Origin of the sequence: Streptomyces gardneri (genome assembly GCF_006539185.1) — a bacterium.
GTDB lineage: Bacteria > Actinomycetota > Actinomycetes > Streptomycetales > Streptomycetaceae > Streptomyces > Streptomyces gardneri.
Genome location: NZ_BJMN01000058.1, coordinates 1 through 14,263 on the forward strand (window position 1 = coordinate 1; position 14,263 = coordinate 14,263).

The 14,263-nt window shown below is 74.4% G+C and carries 14 protein-coding genes; 5 read left to right on the plus strand and 9 right to left on the minus strand.

Annotated features, from left to right (window positions below):
• Positions 1-152 precede the first annotated feature (152 nt).
• Positions 153-617 (minus strand): nuclear transport factor 2 family protein, encoded by a 465-nt coding sequence (locus SGA01_RS35055; RefSeq protein WP_141301884.1) that lies wholly within the window; start codon positions 615-617, stop codon positions 153-155.
• Positions 618-866: 249 nt separating this feature from the next.
• On the opposite strand from SGA01_RS35055, the gene SGA01_RS35060 reads away from it, so the two are divergent.
• A complete protein-coding gene (locus SGA01_RS35060) occupies positions 867-1,640 on the plus strand; it encodes a cyclase family protein (RefSeq protein ID WP_055643861.1) in 774 nt (257 codons plus the stop codon).
• Between the two features lie 101 nt (positions 1,641-1,741).
• On the opposite strand, the gene SGA01_RS35065 is transcribed toward SGA01_RS35060, so the two are convergent.
• Complete coding sequence (locus SGA01_RS35065) at positions 1,742-2,206, minus strand: nuclear transport factor 2 family protein (protein WP_141301886.1); 465 nt, start codon at positions 2,204-2,206, stop codon at positions 1,742-1,744.
• 148 nt (positions 2,207-2,354) lie between these two features.
• On the opposite strand from SGA01_RS35065, the gene SGA01_RS35070 reads away from it, so the two are divergent.
• Positions 2,355-3,986: a class I adenylate-forming enzyme family protein gene (locus SGA01_RS35070; protein ID WP_167534243.1), complete on the plus strand. Its 1,632-nt coding sequence runs from the start codon at positions 2,355-2,357 to the stop codon at positions 3,984-3,986.
• A complete protein-coding gene (locus SGA01_RS35075; protein WP_141301890.1) occupies positions 3,983-4,957 on the plus strand; it encodes an MBL fold metallo-hydrolase in 975 nt (324 codons plus the stop codon). The genes SGA01_RS35070 and SGA01_RS35075 overlap by 4 nt, the downstream gene beginning before the upstream one ends.
• 94 nt (positions 4,958-5,051) lie before the next feature.
• Here the strand turns inward: SGA01_RS35075 and SGA01_RS35080 are convergent, their stop codons facing one another.
• The 6 genes from SGA01_RS35080 to SGA01_RS35105 all read right to left on the minus strand — a co-directional run bounded on the left by SGA01_RS35080 (position 5,052) and on the right by SGA01_RS35105 (position 11,027).
• On the minus strand, positions 5,052-5,306 hold the full coding sequence (locus SGA01_RS35080; RefSeq protein ID WP_055643865.1) for an acyl-CoA carboxylase epsilon subunit: 255 nt from the start codon (positions 5,304-5,306) through the stop codon (positions 5,052-5,054).
• A 225-nt stretch (positions 5,307-5,531) separates the two neighbouring features.
• Positions 5,532-6,485 (minus strand): glycosyltransferase, encoded by a 954-nt coding sequence (locus SGA01_RS35085; protein WP_141301892.1) that lies wholly within the window; start codon positions 6,483-6,485, stop codon positions 5,532-5,534.
• A gap of 105 nt (positions 6,486-6,590) precedes the next feature.
• Positions 6,591-7,367: an AfsR/SARP family transcriptional regulator gene (locus SGA01_RS35090; protein WP_141301894.1), complete on the minus strand. Its 777-nt coding sequence runs from the start codon at positions 7,365-7,367 to the stop codon at positions 6,591-6,593.
• A 216-nt stretch (positions 7,368-7,583) separates the two neighbouring features.
• Complete coding sequence (locus SGA01_RS35095; protein WP_055643868.1) at positions 7,584-8,189, minus strand: response regulator transcription factor; 606 nt, start codon at positions 8,187-8,189, stop codon at positions 7,584-7,586.
• A 197-nt stretch (positions 8,190-8,386) separates the two neighbouring features.
• The gene (locus SGA01_RS35100) at positions 8,387-10,666 is read right to left on the minus strand and encodes a TOMM precursor leader peptide-binding protein (protein ID WP_255325335.1); all 2,280 of its coding nucleotides are present in this window, start codon (positions 10,664-10,666) and stop codon (positions 8,387-8,389) included.
• 43 nt (positions 10,667-10,709) lie between these two features.
• On the minus strand, positions 10,710-11,027 hold the full coding sequence (locus SGA01_RS35105) for a hypothetical protein (RefSeq protein WP_141301897.1): 318 nt from the start codon (positions 11,025-11,027) through the stop codon (positions 10,710-10,712).
• Between the two features lie 309 nt (positions 11,028-11,336).
• On the opposite strand from SGA01_RS35105, the gene SGA01_RS35110 reads away from it, so the two are divergent.
• Positions 11,337-12,620 carry a sensor histidine kinase gene (locus SGA01_RS35110; protein ID WP_167534244.1) on the plus strand — a complete coding sequence of 428 codons (1,284 nt, stop codon included), beginning with the start codon at positions 11,337-11,339 and terminating at the stop codon, positions 12,618-12,620.
• 14 nt (positions 12,621-12,634) lie between these two features.
• Here the strand turns inward: SGA01_RS35110 and SGA01_RS35115 are convergent, their stop codons facing one another.
• Positions 12,635-13,129, minus strand: coding sequence for a DUF6059 family protein (locus tag SGA01_RS35115; RefSeq protein WP_141301902.1), 495 nt, complete (start codon positions 13,127-13,129; stop codon positions 12,635-12,637).
• A gap of 278 nt (positions 13,130-13,407) precedes the next feature.
• Here SGA01_RS35115 and SGA01_RS35120 point away from each other — a divergent pair, with 278 nt between their 5' ends.
• Entirely contained in the window at positions 13,408-14,133 is a 726-nt protein-coding gene (locus tag SGA01_RS35120) for an alpha/beta fold hydrolase (RefSeq protein ID WP_141301904.1), read from the plus strand.
• Positions 14,134-14,263: the final 130 nt, after the last annotated feature.

Genomic DNA, 14,263 nt, shown 5'->3' on the forward strand with positions numbered 1-14,263 from the left:
GGGGCCCGACCACCGGAAGGTGGCCGGGCCCCGCCCCTTTGGCCCGGCTTCGATCGGGAGACGCGCGGGAGACATGACCGTGCCCCGGTCACGGGGGATGAGACCGGGGCACGGAGTCGGGGCGGGTGGTGCAGGTGGTGCAGGCTGTGGGCTCAGAGCGTGGACGTCGGCGGCAGGTCGTCGCGGTCGACGTGCCGGGCGAGGATGCGCAGCGCGCCGTCCTCGCGGTTCAGGACGTCGGTGACGAGGGTGCTGGCCAGCAGAGTAGGACCGCCCTCGCGGGGCGTCGAGACCACGAGCACGTACGAGCGGGTGAGCACGGTGCCGTCCTCGCGCGGCTCGACGGTCAGCTGCGTCAGCATGTGCCGGTGCTGCACCCCCTCCGCCGTACGGGCCGCGAACATCGCGGTGACGGCCGGCAGGATGACGGCGCGCGAGACCACCGGCTCGGGGCGGGCGTTGGAGCTGAAGGAGCCGTCCACGGCGAAGCCCTCGGCCCAGGCGGCGGCGTCGCCCCCGTCCCCGGCCTGGAAGTGCCGGGCGTAGAACTCCTCCACCTCGTGGCGGAGTCCGGTCTGCGCTCCGGTGGCGGGGGCGTCGGACGTGACGGTCGGCATGGTGTTCCCTCCGGTGGTGGGCGGTCGGCGCACGGGGTCGGCCCGTGATGCCGACACCAAGGTCGCCGGACCTGCTCGAAGAGGACTCGGCCGGTTCTGAAGGGCCGCCGGGTTCACACATCCTCCAGGGGCGTGCGAGGCCCCCCGCCGACGATGGCCACCGCCGCCCCAGGGCCTGTCCGGAAAGTCCCGCCCGGCCCTGGCCCCGATCGCGGCCCCGCGCCCCCCTGACTGCCAAGGAGCACGCCCATGCCTCTGATCGACCTCTCCTCGCCGGTGGACGGCGAGTTCTGGGAGCCGGACACCGTGACCCACACGATCATGTCCGCCGAGGAGGGCGCCCGGCACATGGCCGAGGGCATGAAGCGCGTCTTCGGCATCGACTTCGACACCTCGGTGCTGCCCGACGGCGAGTTCCTCACCAACGACTTCCTGACCCTCACCGCGCACACCGGCACCCACGTGGACGCCCCCGCCCACTACGGCTCGCGCGGCACCTACGGCGTGCCCCGCACCATCGACCAGATGCCGCTCGACTGGTTCCACCGCCCGGCCTTCGTCCTCGACCTGAGGGACTCCGGCACCGGCACGGTCGGCGCCGACCGGCTGCGCAAGGCCGTGGCCGACATCGGCTACGAGCCGCAGCCGCTGGACATCGTGCTGCTCGACACCGGCGCCGCCGCCCGCGTCGGCACCCAGAGCTACTTCACCGACTTCACCGGGCTCGACGGCTCGGCCGTGCGCTATCTGCTCGACCTGGGCATCCGTGTGATCGGCACCGACGCCTTCAGCCTGGACGCCCCCTTCGGGCACATCATCAAGACGTTCCAGGAGACCGGCGACCGCGACGTGCTGTGGCCCGCGCACTTCGCCGGCCGGGAGGTCGAGTACTGCCAGATCGAGCGGCTCGCCGGCCTGGAGAGCCTGCCGCGCCCATACGGCTTCACCGTCAGCTGCTTCCCCGTCAAGATCGCCCGGGCCGGGGCGGGATGGACCCGGGCGGTGGCCCACGTCCCGGAGTGAGCGGCGGGGCGGGACACGGAGCGGGGCGGAACCCTGAGGAAGGGTTCCGCCCCGCTCTCGTCTCCGTTTCCGCTTCCGCCGCTGTCTCGGGGCGGGTCGGTTCAGGCCAGCGGCGGGAGGTCGTCGCGCAGCACGTCACGGCGGCGCACCCGCCACCCGCCGTCCACCGCGACGACCTCGTCCTCCATGACCGTGCTCAGGTACGCCTGCGGGGCGCCCTCCCGGGCCGTCTCGACCAGGAGCACGTACCCGCGGGTGGCGAGCGCCCCGTCGGCGAGCTCGGTCACGGCCAGGGAGGTCAGCAGGTGCCGCCGCACGACCCCGGCGGCGCGTCGCGCGTCGCCCTGCCTGCGGGTCGCCTCGCGGATCTTCTCCCGGCCCTGGACCGGGCCGGGCAGCGCGTTGCTCCGGAAGACGGTGTCCTCGGTGAACGTCCCCGCGTACGTGTCGACGTCGTCGCCGTCGGCCGCGTGCATCTGGCGGGCGTAGAAGTCCAGGAGCGACTGGCGGCGGGCGGCGGTGGCGGTGGCGGTGGCGGTGGCGGTGGAGTGCAGGGCGGTGGACATGGGGCTCCTCGGTCGGGACGGTGCGCGGGGCGTGGGCACGCAGGCTGGCCCCGGCGGCTCGGCGGGCGCTCGGGCGGTCCTTGTTCACCGGCGCTCGACGGCCGCTCGAGGACGGCTGGAGAGGCTTTCCGGACCTGCCGGAGAAGGGATGGGAACCATCGTGGTCGCACAGCGTCTTGAGCTCTCGGAGGAGGCGCCGGTCCTGCTGGGCGCGCTGCCGCGCGAGGCCGCACGCCGGTCCGGGCGGCACCTCGCCGTGGAAGCCGCCGGTACCTCCCTGACGTACGCGGAGCTGGACGCGCGGGTCGACGCGATCGCCGCCCGGCTCGCCGGACTGCTCGACACCGGGCGACGCGAGGTCGTCGCGGTCTCCTCGGTCCTCGGAGCCGACTTCCCCGCCGTCTACTACGCGGTGGCCCGCGCCGGTCACATCGTCGCGCCCGTCAACCCCTTCCTCCCGCCGCCCGTCTGGCAGGGACTGCTCCGCTCCGTCGGGGCCGCGGCCGTGGTGCTCGCGGCGGACGTACGGGCCGCGGTGGGGCCCGCCCTGGCGGCGGTCCCGTCGCTGCGGGCCGTGGTGAGCTTCGACGAGCTGCCCGGCGTACCGGAGACCGGGCGGTCCGAGCGGTCCGAGACCGGGTCGTCCGAGGAGGCCGGGCTGCCGGAGGCGTACGAGCCGCCGGAGTACGAGAGCGTCCCGGCCGGGCCCGACGACATCGCCGCGATCATGTTCACCAGCGGCAGCACCGGACGCCCCAAGGGCGTCGCCCTGACCCACCGCAACCTCCTCACCGGCGCCCGGCAGATCGGCGCGGCGCACGGAGTCGGCGCGGACGCCGTCGTCCTCAACGCGCTGCCGCTCTACCACCCGATGCACCTCAACGCCGCCGTCACCGCCGGCGCCACCCAGCTCCTCGCCGCGGGCCGGGACCCGGTCGGCGCGGTCCGGCTGGCCCGGGAGCGGCGCGCCACCCACTTCTACGCCCTGCCGTTCCAGCTGGCCGGCCTCGCCGAGCACCCCGACCCGCGGGCCCTCGACCTGCCGGACGTCCGGCTCGTCGGCACGGGCGGGCTGCCGCTGCCGCCCGCCACGGCCCACCGGCTGAGCACCTCCTTCGGCGCGCCCCTCGTGCAGGGGTACGGCCTGACGGAGACGGCCGGTCTCGCCCACTCCGCCGGTGCCGATGGCGCCCCCGAGGGTTCGGTCGGCCCCGCCCTGCCGGAGGCCACGACCCGGATCGTCGACCTGACCACCCGGGAGCCGGTGACGGACGGCGGGCTCGGCGAGATCGAGATCGCCGGCCCGCACGTCGCGCTCGGCTATGTCTCGCTGGACGCCCTGGGGCGGCTCGCGGTGGCGCCGGCCGCCGGGTCGGACGGCTGGTTCGCCACGGGCGACGCGGGCCGCCTGTCGCCGGACGGTGAGCTGTACGTCCTCGACCGGGTCGTCGACCTCTACCACCACGAGGGCGGCCTCGTCTCGCCCGGCCGGGTGGAGCGCCGCCTCGCGGCGCACCCCGCCGTCCGGGAGTGCGCGGTGCTCGGCCTGCCCGGGCCCGGGACCGACGGACCGCTCCTGACCACCGCGTTCGTAGCGGCACGGGACGGGGCCGAGGGCGGGTGGGAGGAACGACTCGCCGCCGCGGCAGGACCCGAGGCCGAGCGGGTGCACCGGGTGGTCCGCGTCGGCGCCCTGCCGCGCCTGCCCAACGGCAAGATCGACAAGGCGGCCCTGCGCGAGCTCGGCGCCTTCCCCGTGGAGGCGGCGGTGTCCGGATGACCGACACCCGGCCGAAGGTCGTGCGGCGGCCCGTCGGCGCGCGGTGCGACCGGCCCGACGGATACCGGCACCGGCTCGCCGATCCGCTGCCGAGCCCCCGCGACATGCTGGCCGCCGTCGTCGCGGGGAAGCTCCGGCCGGACCGGTCGCAGGCCCCGCTCATCCCCGTACACCCGGAGCCGCACGGCGGGTTCGACGCCGGCCCGGCCGAGACCTCGGCCACCTGGGTGGGGCACGCCACCTACGTCGTGCGCATCGGCGGGCTCACCGTCCTCACCGACCCCGTGTGGTCGTCCGCCATCCTCGGGGCGGGCAGCAGGCTCACCGCGCCGGGAGTGGAGTGGGACGCCGTCGGGCCGGTCGACGCCGTGGTGATCAGCCACAGCCACTACGACCACCTCGACGCCGCCACCGTCGACCGGCTGCCGCGCACGACACCGGTGTTCGTGCCGGCCGGGCTCGGACGGTGGTTCAGGAAGCGCGGGTTCGACGGGGTCACCGAGCTGGACTGGTGGGAGGAGGCCGAGCTCGACGGGGTCAGGTTCGGCTGCGTCCCGGCCCGCCACTGGAGCCGCCGCGGCCCCTTCGACCTGTGCCGCACGCTCTGGTCGGGATGGGTGCTGTCCGGCCCCGGGCACCGGGTCTACTTCGCCGGGGACACCGCGTACGGGCCGCACTTCGCCCGGATCGGGGAGGCCTACCCGGACATCGACCTGGCGCTGATGCCGATCGGCGCGTACGAGCCGCGCGCGCTGCTCTCGCACGCGCACGTCAGCCCGGAGGAGGCCGTGCGCGGCTGCCTCGACGCGGGCGCCGCCCGGATTGCGACGATGCACTGGGGCACGTTCGCGCTGTCGGGCGAGCCGCTGCTCGACCCGCTCGAACGGGCCCGCGCCGCCTGGCGGGAGACCGGCCGCGCGCCGGCGGACCTGTGGCCGCTGGCGGTCGGGGAGGGCCGGTCGCTGCCGTAGAGGAGCGTCGGGGAGTTCGTACGCGCCGTACGGGATGTGAGGGCATCCTGTACGGCGCGTACGCGTGTGGGGGGCCGCCGGGACGGCCGGGCGGTCAGCGGCCCCGGGGCACCGAGCGCCAGGAACCCGCCGCCTGCGAGCTGTGCGACCTGCTCCAGCGCGCCGCGCGGTCGGCCCCGGCGCTCGCCGCGCGCGGCGGCTCGCGGTGCAGCGTCGCCAGCAGGGCGGCGGTCACGGCGGCGACCTCCTCCGGGGTGGGATTGCCGTTCAGGATCCGCAGGGGACGGACCGGCGTGGCGGTGGAGTCCGCCGTGTGCGGCGGAAGCGGGAACGGGGTCGAAGCGCTCATGGCGGTGGCCTCCTGCGGGGGAGGGGCGGGCCCCTCGGGCGGACGGACGGGCGGGCGGACGGATGCGAACGTCGGTGAGTCGGTGAGTCGGTGAGTCGGTGAGTCGGTGGAGCGGCAGGTCGGTGCGTGGGGCGGGCGGCCCGGCCAGGTGTACGCGGTCGGGCCGGACGGCGGGTGTACGGGGCGGGGCGACGCGGCCACCAGGGCCTGTCCGGCACCCACCCCCTAGTGCGCGGCGAGGTCCTCCAGGCGGCCGGCGAAGGCCTCCGGCGAGGGCAGGGCGGCGATCGCGGAGCGCAGCCGCTGGGCGGTCGCCAGGGCCCGGCCGCCGTAGAGGAGGTCGGCGAGATGGCGGCGCAGCCGCAGGGAACTCCCGGTCTCCAGGGGCTCCTCGGCGGTGACGAGCCGGCGTCCGGCGCCGATCCGGTCCAGCCGGTCGCCCGCCGGGCGGCTGTCGGCGAGCACCAGTTGCGTGACGCCGTGGGCCGCGGCCTCCAGGGTCACGTCGGGGCCGCCCTCGTGGGCGACGGCCACACAGGTCGACAGGACCGGGCCGAGCAGCTCCGGTTCCGCGAACCGGACGGGGGAGCCGGGCCCGCCCAGGGCGCCGGTGATCCGCATCCGCTCGGCGGCGGGGACGAGGACGATCAGCTCGACGTCGAGGCCGAGCGCGGCCCGGGCGACGAGGAGCAGCCGCTCGGGCGTCCAGCTGTCCGGCGAGCCGGCCGGGCCGGGACGCAGACAGACCCGCAGCAGGTGGTGCGGCTCGCGCAGCTCGTACGGCAACTGTCCGGCGTGGCTGGTGGGTTGGCGTACGGACAGGGCGTCGTGCTCCGCGCCCGACTCCGCCCCGCCGCGCAGCCCCGGCGGGCAGGGGTCGATGCGGACCGGCGCCGGTCCGTCGGCGCTCCGGTGGTCGAGCGGCGTCCACCGCACGACTCGCCCACCGGGGAAGGCCGCGCGGGCGCCGGTCTCCGCGGCGCCGTCCTCGGCCGACACCACCAGATCGGGGAGCCAGCCGGGGGCGGGCGGCGACGTGCCGCGCAGCGCGGGGGAGAGGGGGGCGTCGGGCGGCCCTGCGGTGCGGACCTCGTGGCCGGCGGACGCGCAGGCCTGTGCGGCGGCCGTCATCGCGAGCAGATGCGAAACGGAGTGCCGCGCGCTGAACAGGACACGCATGGGTTCCCCTTCCGGCGGCGCCGTGCGCTTCTTCGCGCACGCTCTTGCCGACCAGGGGACCCCCACGCGGTCCAGCCTCGTTAGGGGGACGCTGGAGTCCGGGCGTCAGGCGTGGTGGGAGGCCTGTCCGGCGCGCTCCCGCAACTCCCGGCCGAGGCGCAGGAGGTCGGGCGAGGGGAGCAGGCCGAAGCGCTCGTCGAGGCGGGCCGTGACCGTCTCGTAGACGCTGAGCGCACCCGACACCCGGCCGGAGCGCGCCAGCGCGGTCATCAGGAGCCCGTGCAGCGCCTCGTGGTGCGGGTGCTCCTCGGCCAGCGCGGACAGCTCGGGCAGCAGCCGCTCCCCGGCGCCGAGCCGCAACTCGGCGGTCAGGCACCGCTCCAGTACGTCGGTGCGGCTCTGCTCCAGGCGCATCGCCTCCAGGCCGAGGGCGGGGCCGTCCTGGACGCCGTCCAGCGCGCGCCCCTTCCACAGGGCGAGGGCCTCGCGGAACAGCGCGGCCGCGGCCGCGTCGTCACCGGTCTCGAAGGCCGACTGACCCTGGGCGCACAGCCGGTCGTAGGCGTGGACGTCCACCGTGCCCTCGCCGACGAGGAGCGCGTAACTGCCCGGCCGGGTCACGAGGACGTCCCGGGCGGCGCGCGGGTCCTTGAGGGCCTGGCCGATGAAGTTGCGGAGCTGGAGCACGTACGTCTGGACGGTGATGTGCGCCTTGGGCGCGGCGGCCGCGCCCCACACCTCGTCGACGACGGCGGAGACCGGGACGGCCTGGCCGGCGTGGAGTGCGAGCAGCGCCAGGATCCGGCGGGGCTTGCGGGCGCTCGGGGTGATCGGGACGCCGGCGATGGCAGCGGAGAACGGTCCCAGCATGTCGATCTTCATCGATGCCTCCTCCTGGTCGTGGATTCCACCGTCGCACGCGCCCGTGACGGCGGACCAGTGAGACCGGAACAAGCCAGGGATGAAGCGTTCCCGGCCACACCGTGACGGATTCACGGTCCGAGGCCACACCCCTGTCGATGTCCCGGTTCACGTCCATGTCCACGTCCCCGGATCCCGTCCCGGTCCACGTCCCGGATCACGGTCCTTGCGAGGGACTCACAGCCAGCCGGAGGTCTGCGCGATGCGGATGGCGTCCACGCGGTTGCGGGCGCCGAGCTTGTACACGACCGCGGTGAGGTAATTGCGGACGGTGCCGGACGAGAGGTAGAGCGCGCCGGCGATCTCCTCGACGTCGTCGCCGTCGGCCGCGAGCCGCAGGACGTCCGCCTCGCGCGGGGTCAGCGGGGACTCGGCGGCACCGAGCGCCGCGAGCATCAGCTGCGGGTCGAAGACGCGCTCGCCCTTGGCGATGGCGCGGATCGCCTCGGCGAGCCGGCCGGGCTCCGCGTCCTTCAGGAGAAAGCCGCGCACCTGCGCGTCCAGGGCCCGGCGCAGATTGCCGGGCCTGCCCAGGCTGGTGAGAATCAGCACCCGGGCCCCCGCGCCCCGTTGGTGCAGGGCCTCGGCCGCCGCGATGCCGTCGATACCGGGCAGTTCGATATCGAGGATCGCCACATCCGGCTTCAGCTCCTCGACGCGCGACACGATCTCGCTGCCGGTCTCCAGCTCGGCGACGACCTCGATGTCGGGCTCCAGGGAAATCAGTTCCACCAGAGCACGGCGCAGCATGCGCATGTCTTCGGCGATCAGGATCCTGATCAAGCTTCGTTCCACCCCCCGTGGACTCCGTTGACTCTGTCGACGGGGATGGAGCGTACTGGCTATTTTCGATCGCCGCGCGGGGTGGGACGGCTGGATTCGTACGAAGACGGAGGCGGCCGCTCCACGGCCGCCTCCGTCGTCATCGAGGGTTCACACGATCTTCAAGCGGTACTGACCGGTAGCCGGTCCGGTCCGTCTCAGAGGAACAGCGGGACCGGGTTCAGCCCCTCGTACGGGGTCGGGGCGGCCACTCTGCCGAGGGCCACGGGCACGTCGAAGAGCCGGCCGGGCGCGAAGCGGTCCCAGAAGTGGCGCATGCCGGGCACGATCACCTTGACCACCGGCAGCCCGACGTCGGGACGGGTCTGGTCCAGGACCAGCAGCTCCATGCCGCGCTCGCGGACCGCCGCCCCGATCGCGGCGACGTCGTCGCGGAGGTCGGCGCGCGGGGCGTACGCGAAGTCGGCGGGGCCGCGCAGCGGGGCCTCGGGATCCGGCAGCAGGTAGGGGTGGGCCGCGGCGGTGGCCGTCCGCCACCAGCGCAGCAGCCGCTCGTCCTGGCAGCCGTAGCCGGTCCCGTCGGCCCGGACCTCGGCGACGGACGGCATCATCTGGTTCGCCTCGGCGAGCGCGCGGCACAGCGCGACCTTCGGGTCGAAGTGCGCGCCGAAACCGAACAGGATGTCCTCGGCCGGCTTGTCGGTGCGCCGGGTGACGGCGGCGAAGGTCGGTACGCCGAAGTCGGCGGTCACGTCGAGGACCCACACCTCGCGGCCGAGGGAGGCGTGCAGCTCCCGCATCCGGCCGATCCAGGGCTCGTCGAAGGCGTCGAGGTCGACGGCGGGGTGCCGGGTGCGGTTGTACCACCAGAGGGCGACCGCGTCCCGCTCGACGAGCTCCAGGAAGCCCTGGACGATCGCGTCCTCACGGCTGCTGCCGGCGGCGTTGCCGTTCGAATCGGCCCGGACGTGGCCGAGACCGGGGGTGCGCGGGGCGTCGAAGTAGAGCAGCGCGGTGGGCAGCAGCCGGTGTTCGCCGCGGGTCAGCGACCAGACCGGCGTCCAGTCGACGGGCGCGTCCTCGTCGAAGGGCTCCATGCCCTGGCGGGGGTCGTACAGCTGGCAGGCGGCGGGGTGGACGGCCCGGTCCGCGACCTCGCGCCAGCTCGCCCGGACGGTCGGCTCGTCGCCCTCGTACATCCCGGAGTGCCGCTCCAGGGACTCGCACAGGGCGCCGACCCGGGCGTCGAGCTCGGTCATGCCCTTGCCGCCGCTCTCGCTGCGCAGTTGGGAGGCGGGCCCGGTCAGGCCGCGCGGTCCCCGGGCGTGGTTGTGTCCGGCGCGGAAGGAGTTGAGGCCGGCGGGGCCGCGGGCGTCGCGCTGCACGGCCTTGACGACGCCGGTGATGGGGCTGATGAGGTGCTCGTACCGCCGCAGGGTCTGCTCTGCGGTGGCGGAGCGGTGGCCCGAGCCGGTGAGATCGGCCTTGGGACGGGAGTGCACGGTGACGGGGGAGAGGACCCGGCGCGCCACCAGGCCGGGGTCGCCGCACCCCGTGCACTGCGGGCGGGCCCGCAGCGGGTGCACCTGGGTCGTGAGGCTGAAGGTGTCGAAGGTGAGGACGCCGTCCTGGCCGGGGTGGCGGTGCCCGCCCAGCCACTTGACGCACTCGGCGACGGCGAGCTGATTGCCGAGGAGGAGGCTCGCGGGCGTCTCGGCCGGCGGGTGCGCGACCGGGCGGCCGAGCGCACGGCTCAGATGGGTCTCGGCGCCCCGGTGTCCCGAGATCCGGTGGGACAGGCACTGCCAGCAGGGGCCGTCGTCGGGCCGGAACAGCGGGCCGATCCAGGGGGTGGTGCCGTGCGGCTTCGCGAGCAGCCAGGGCGTGCCCGCCGCGCGCTGCTCGGCGTCGACCTCGGCGAGCTCGGGGTCGAGGTAGTTGTCGCAGACGACCAGGGTGAGCTGGGCGGGGACACGGCCGCCGATGCCGTCCCCGCCCTCCTGGCGGCAAGAGCCGTCCTGGCCGTACGCGCTGACCTGGCCGTACGCGCCGTCCTGCCCGTACGCGCCGTCCTGGCCGTCCGTCAGGAGCAGGCCCGACGCGGTGCAGGCCTGCTCGGCGGACCGGGCGTCGGCGCCGCCGACCGCCCGGACCCGTACGGTCGAGAGGGATAACGGGCCGGGCGCGCCGGCCAGTTCCCAGTACGCGGCGGCCGCCGCCGCCGTGGGGGTCGCCGGGACCGGGTCGCGGGTCAGGAGGTCGGCCTCGTTGAGCCGGCCGACCGCCAGGGCGACATCCCGGGGTGTGCAGTGGGGAGAGGCGTCGGCGACGAGGGACCGGAAGTCCCTGGTGCCGTCGAGGAGCGGTGCGACGACCGCGACCCGCGCGTCGTCGAAGGCGGTGATGCCTCGTTCGGAGATGACGTACGTCGCTTCGCCAGGCACGACTTCGGCCCGCAGATGCTCCTTGAACCCCATGCGCATGCGTGTGCCCCTCCCCTTACGTGTCGGACGTACGGATTCAGTGACCGGCGACGGGGAGCGGAGCCAGGGCGGCGGCGGGCAGGGCGCGGATGCAGAGGGTGAGCAGGGTGGTGCCGTCGGGGGCTATCGCGGCGTACTCCTCCGTGACGGCGCCGAGCCCGGTGGTGGCCGGGATGACCGGGGCGGTGGCGCCCTCGTCGAGGGCGATGCCGGACTCCTTCAGGACGCCGTCCGGGTCGCTGGCGTAGCGGGCGGCGAAGGCCGGGTCCACGAAGGTGTGGAGCATGAGCTCGGCGAAGGCCAGCTCCTGCTCGATCGAGCCGATCTCAAGGGCCGTGGCGACAGACTGGTTCATGGCAACTCCCGTGATGTCAGCGGTTGGTGAGGGCCGTGAGGCTCGATAGGAGTAGACGAAACTTCGCGACATCTCCACAAGTGATCGCTTCACCCTCACCGACATGAGATTTTCACCACGGTGACAAATCGCTTCAGTGGGGAGATCCGCCCGCCATACGGACATCCGGACGCCCATAATCCGGCCACGGAGCGACATGAAGCGGATCCGTGTGGTTATGATCCGGCCATGGGTGGCCCCGGGGGAGGGGCCGACAGGGGGCTGGATCCGATGACAGCACAGAGCACCTCTCGCCTGAGACTCAAAGCCATGCGGTCGCATGCCACAGAGCGGCCCGGTGGCAAAAGGGAGTTGTCGGCCATCAGCTCGGCGGCGCCGGCTCCCCGGATCGCGAACGTCCTGGTCGTGGTGGTCTTCCTCGGCTATCTGCTGATGCAGGCCGTCAACGTCCTCGATCTCTCTCCGGGGAGGTCGGAGTTGACCGCCTGTCTCGCCATTCCGCCTGTGCTCGCCGCGCTCCAGTACGTGCACTTCGCCCCACACCTCGCGCACCTCAGGCAGCGGCTGCACCCCTGGTCCCTGATCCTCCAGGCGCTGGTCACCTTCGTCCCGTTCGCCCTCTTCGGATGGCACTGGGGAGGCATGGCGGGCTTCCTTGCCGGATCGTTCCTGCTCCGGCTGTCGCCGGTCCTGGGCTGGGTGTTCTACGGACTCACCGTGACCGGCGTCATGGCGATCTCGGCGACCGAGCAGCTGCGCCCCGTCGACATCGCCTACATGGGCGTCTCGACCGCCCTCACCGGCCTGGTCCTGTACTCCATGGCCCGGCTGGCGATGCTGGCCACCGCCATCCACGACTCGCGCGGCGAGCTCGCCCGCATGGCCGTCGCCAGGGAACGGCTCCGGTTCGCCCGGGACCTGCACGACCTGCTCGGTTACAGCCTCTCCTCCATCACGTTGAAGAACGAGCTGATCCAGCGGCTGATCGTCAGCAACCCGCAGCGCGCCTGCGAGGAGGTCACCGAGGTCCTCGTCATCTCCCGGCAGGCCCTGGCCGACGTCCGCGAAGTGGCGCGCGGCTACCGGGACATGTCGCTCCTCGTCGAGGCCGAGTCCGCCGGGTCGGTGCTGAAGGCGGCCGGCATCGACGCCGAGATCGAGGTGGAGTGCACGGGGCTCTCGTCGATCGCGAACACGATCCTGGCGACCGTGCTGCGGGAGGGCGTCACCAACGTCCTCCGGCACAGCCAGCCCCGGACCTGCTCGGTCACGGCGGGCGAGGACCCCGAGCGGAAGGGCTTCTTCCGACTGGAGATCGTCAACGACGGGGTGGGGCTGCGGGGGCTCGTCGCCGCCGACAGCACCGGTACGGGACTCACCAACCTGGCGGCCCGGGCCGCCGCCGTGGGCGGTCGGCTGCGCAGCGGGGTGGACCCCGGGGGCGCCACGTTCCGGCTCGTGGTCGCCGTTCCGGCAGACGCGGCCGCGGTGAAGGACGGTTTAGCCCTCCTGACGGAGGAGCCCCGGACGGTCTGCCCCGACGAGCCCTCGGCGGCCGAGCGTCCCACCCTGGAGTCGCGGCGCAGCGCCTGACCGGGGAGCGGGCGTCACACGCCCTTCAACTGCCGGGCCAGCCGCATCTCCAGCTCGCTGAGCGGCACCTCGACACAGAGCCGCTCCGGATGCCCGGGCGGCGGTCCTGGCGGTGTGCGGAGCGCCTTGGCCGTCTTCCGGGCGGTGCGCCCGGTGGTCTTCCCGGTCGTGTTCCCCGCGGTGTTCCCGGCCGTGGCCGGGCCGGTGGGCCAGTCCTTCGCCGAGTCCGCGGTCGTGTCCCATGCCGGGTCCCCGGTCGTGTTCCCGGACGGGCCGGTGGGCGGGGGCGGGGCGGTGGCGGTGGCCGTGGTCCCGGACCCCGACCAGGACCCGGTTCCGGTTCCGGTCTCGGTCTCGGGTCCGTGCTCCTCGGTCTCCCCGTACACGATCCGCCGCAACTGGTCCTCGGGCAGCGGGAGCCAGAGGGATCCGAAGGCCACCAGGGCCCGGTAACAGCCCAGGGCCACCCGTACGACGTGGCCCAGGGCGCGGTTCGGCTCTCCGTGCACCGCTCGTCCTCCGTTCGTGGGCGGCGGCCGGGGCCGGGGGGTCCCTCGGGCCGCCGCCGTCCCCGGAGCGTCGTCCGCGCCGCTCACGTCCGGCTCGAACGCGGGTGGAACGGCGTCGGACGGGGTCCGCTTCAGAGGGAGTGTCCGGAGGCTCCGACGATATTCGAGCGGGCGGTGTCAGCATGCCCCTCGGGGTTGTCCCGCCGTGTGCCGACCGGACACCTCACACAGGCCGCTGTCAGGCCGATGCAGGCCGTGGCCGCCGAGAGGAGTGAGGGATGGCCGTGCGCGAGATCCGTCGGGGGCCGGTGCCCGCGAGCGGTCCGGACCCGGTCTGGTGGAGCGGCGGGTCGGATCCCGAACGGCCGCTGGTGCTCGTCGTCGGCGGGGCCCTGGGCGGCGGCCCGGAGTGCACCCGGCTCCTCGGCCGGCTCGTGGCCTACGGCCACGCGGTGGTCGCCGCGCGGCTGCCCCGGCCCGTGCCGTGCGCCGAGTGCACCGCGGCCTCCGTCACCCGGCTGATCGACCGCCACGACCGCACCGCGGACACCCGGCGCACCCATGTGATCGGCTTCGACCTCGGCGGACGCCCCGCGCTCGCCGCCGCCGCGACCGACGACCGGATCGCCTCCGTCCACCTCGTCGGCGCCCCGGTCTCCCGCCTCTTCGAGGAACCCGACCGGATCCTCGACCTCCCCCCGGCGACGGTCGACGCGCTGGCGGACGCCACCGGGGCGGCGGGCGGCGAGCAACTCCCGTACCTCCTCAAGGGCCTGGCGCTGCTGCCCGAGCAGCTGTACGAGATCCGGGGCCGGGTGTGGGTCGGCCACGCCCCCGACGACCCGCTCACCACCCCGCAGGACCTGGCCCTGCTCAAACTGACCCTGGAGAGCTCCGTGTTCCACGCCTTCGGCCCGACCGGGGGGACGTCGCCGCGCGGCGGGCCCGTGCACCGCTGGCTGGTCGACGGGGTGCGCAGGGCGGGTGCGCCGCCGACGGGCTGACACCGCCCGCGGCCACATACCCCGAAGGGACCACGTACGGGTCGACTCCCGGTCAAGGCGGTCTCCAGCGTCTTTCGACATGGTGCGAGGGATTGTCCGCCGATGCCCCCTCTGACGCCCTGGGGTGACC

Bases quoted from the DNA above. Each gene is read 5' to 3' on its own strand.
- SGA01_RS35055 (WP_141301884.1), bottom strand. From the start codon at position 617: ATGCCGACCGTCACGTCCGACGCCCCCGCCACCGGAGCGCAGACCGGA.
- SGA01_RS35060 (WP_055643861.1), top strand. From the start codon at position 867: ATGCCTCTGATCGACCTCTCCTCGCCGGTGGACGGCGAGTTCTGGGAG.
- SGA01_RS35065 (WP_141301886.1), bottom strand. From the start codon at position 2,206: ATGTCCACCGCCCTGCACTCCACCGCCACCGCCACCGCCACCGCCACC.
- SGA01_RS35070 (WP_167534243.1), top strand. From the start codon at position 2,355: ATGGGAACCATCGTGGTCGCACAGCGTCTTGAGCTCTCGGAGGAGGCG.
- SGA01_RS35075 (WP_141301890.1), top strand. From the start codon at position 3,983: ATGACCGACACCCGGCCGAAGGTCGTGCGGCGGCCCGTCGGCGCGCGG.
- SGA01_RS35080 (WP_055643865.1), bottom strand. From the start codon at position 5,306: ATGAGCGCTTCGACCCCGTTCCCGCTTCCGCCGCACACGGCGGACTCC.
- SGA01_RS35085 (WP_141301892.1), bottom strand. From the start codon at position 6,485: ATGCGTGTCCTGTTCAGCGCGCGGCACTCCGTTTCGCATCTGCTCGCG.
- SGA01_RS35090 (WP_141301894.1), bottom strand. From the start codon at position 7,367: ATGAAGATCGACATGCTGGGACCGTTCTCCGCTGCCATCGCCGGCGTC.
- SGA01_RS35100 (WP_255325335.1), bottom strand. From the start codon at position 10,666: ATGGGGTTCAAGGAGCATCTGCGGGCCGAAGTCGTGCCTGGCGAAGCG.
- SGA01_RS35105 (WP_141301897.1), bottom strand. From the start codon at position 11,027: ATGAACCAGTCTGTCGCCACGGCCCTTGAGATCGGCTCGATCGAGCAG.
- SGA01_RS35110 (WP_167534244.1), top strand. From the start codon at position 11,337: ATGCGGTCGCATGCCACAGAGCGGCCCGGTGGCAAAAGGGAGTTGTCG.
- SGA01_RS35120 (WP_141301904.1), top strand. From the start codon at position 13,408: ATGGCCGTGCGCGAGATCCGTCGGGGGCCGGTGCCCGCGAGCGGTCCG.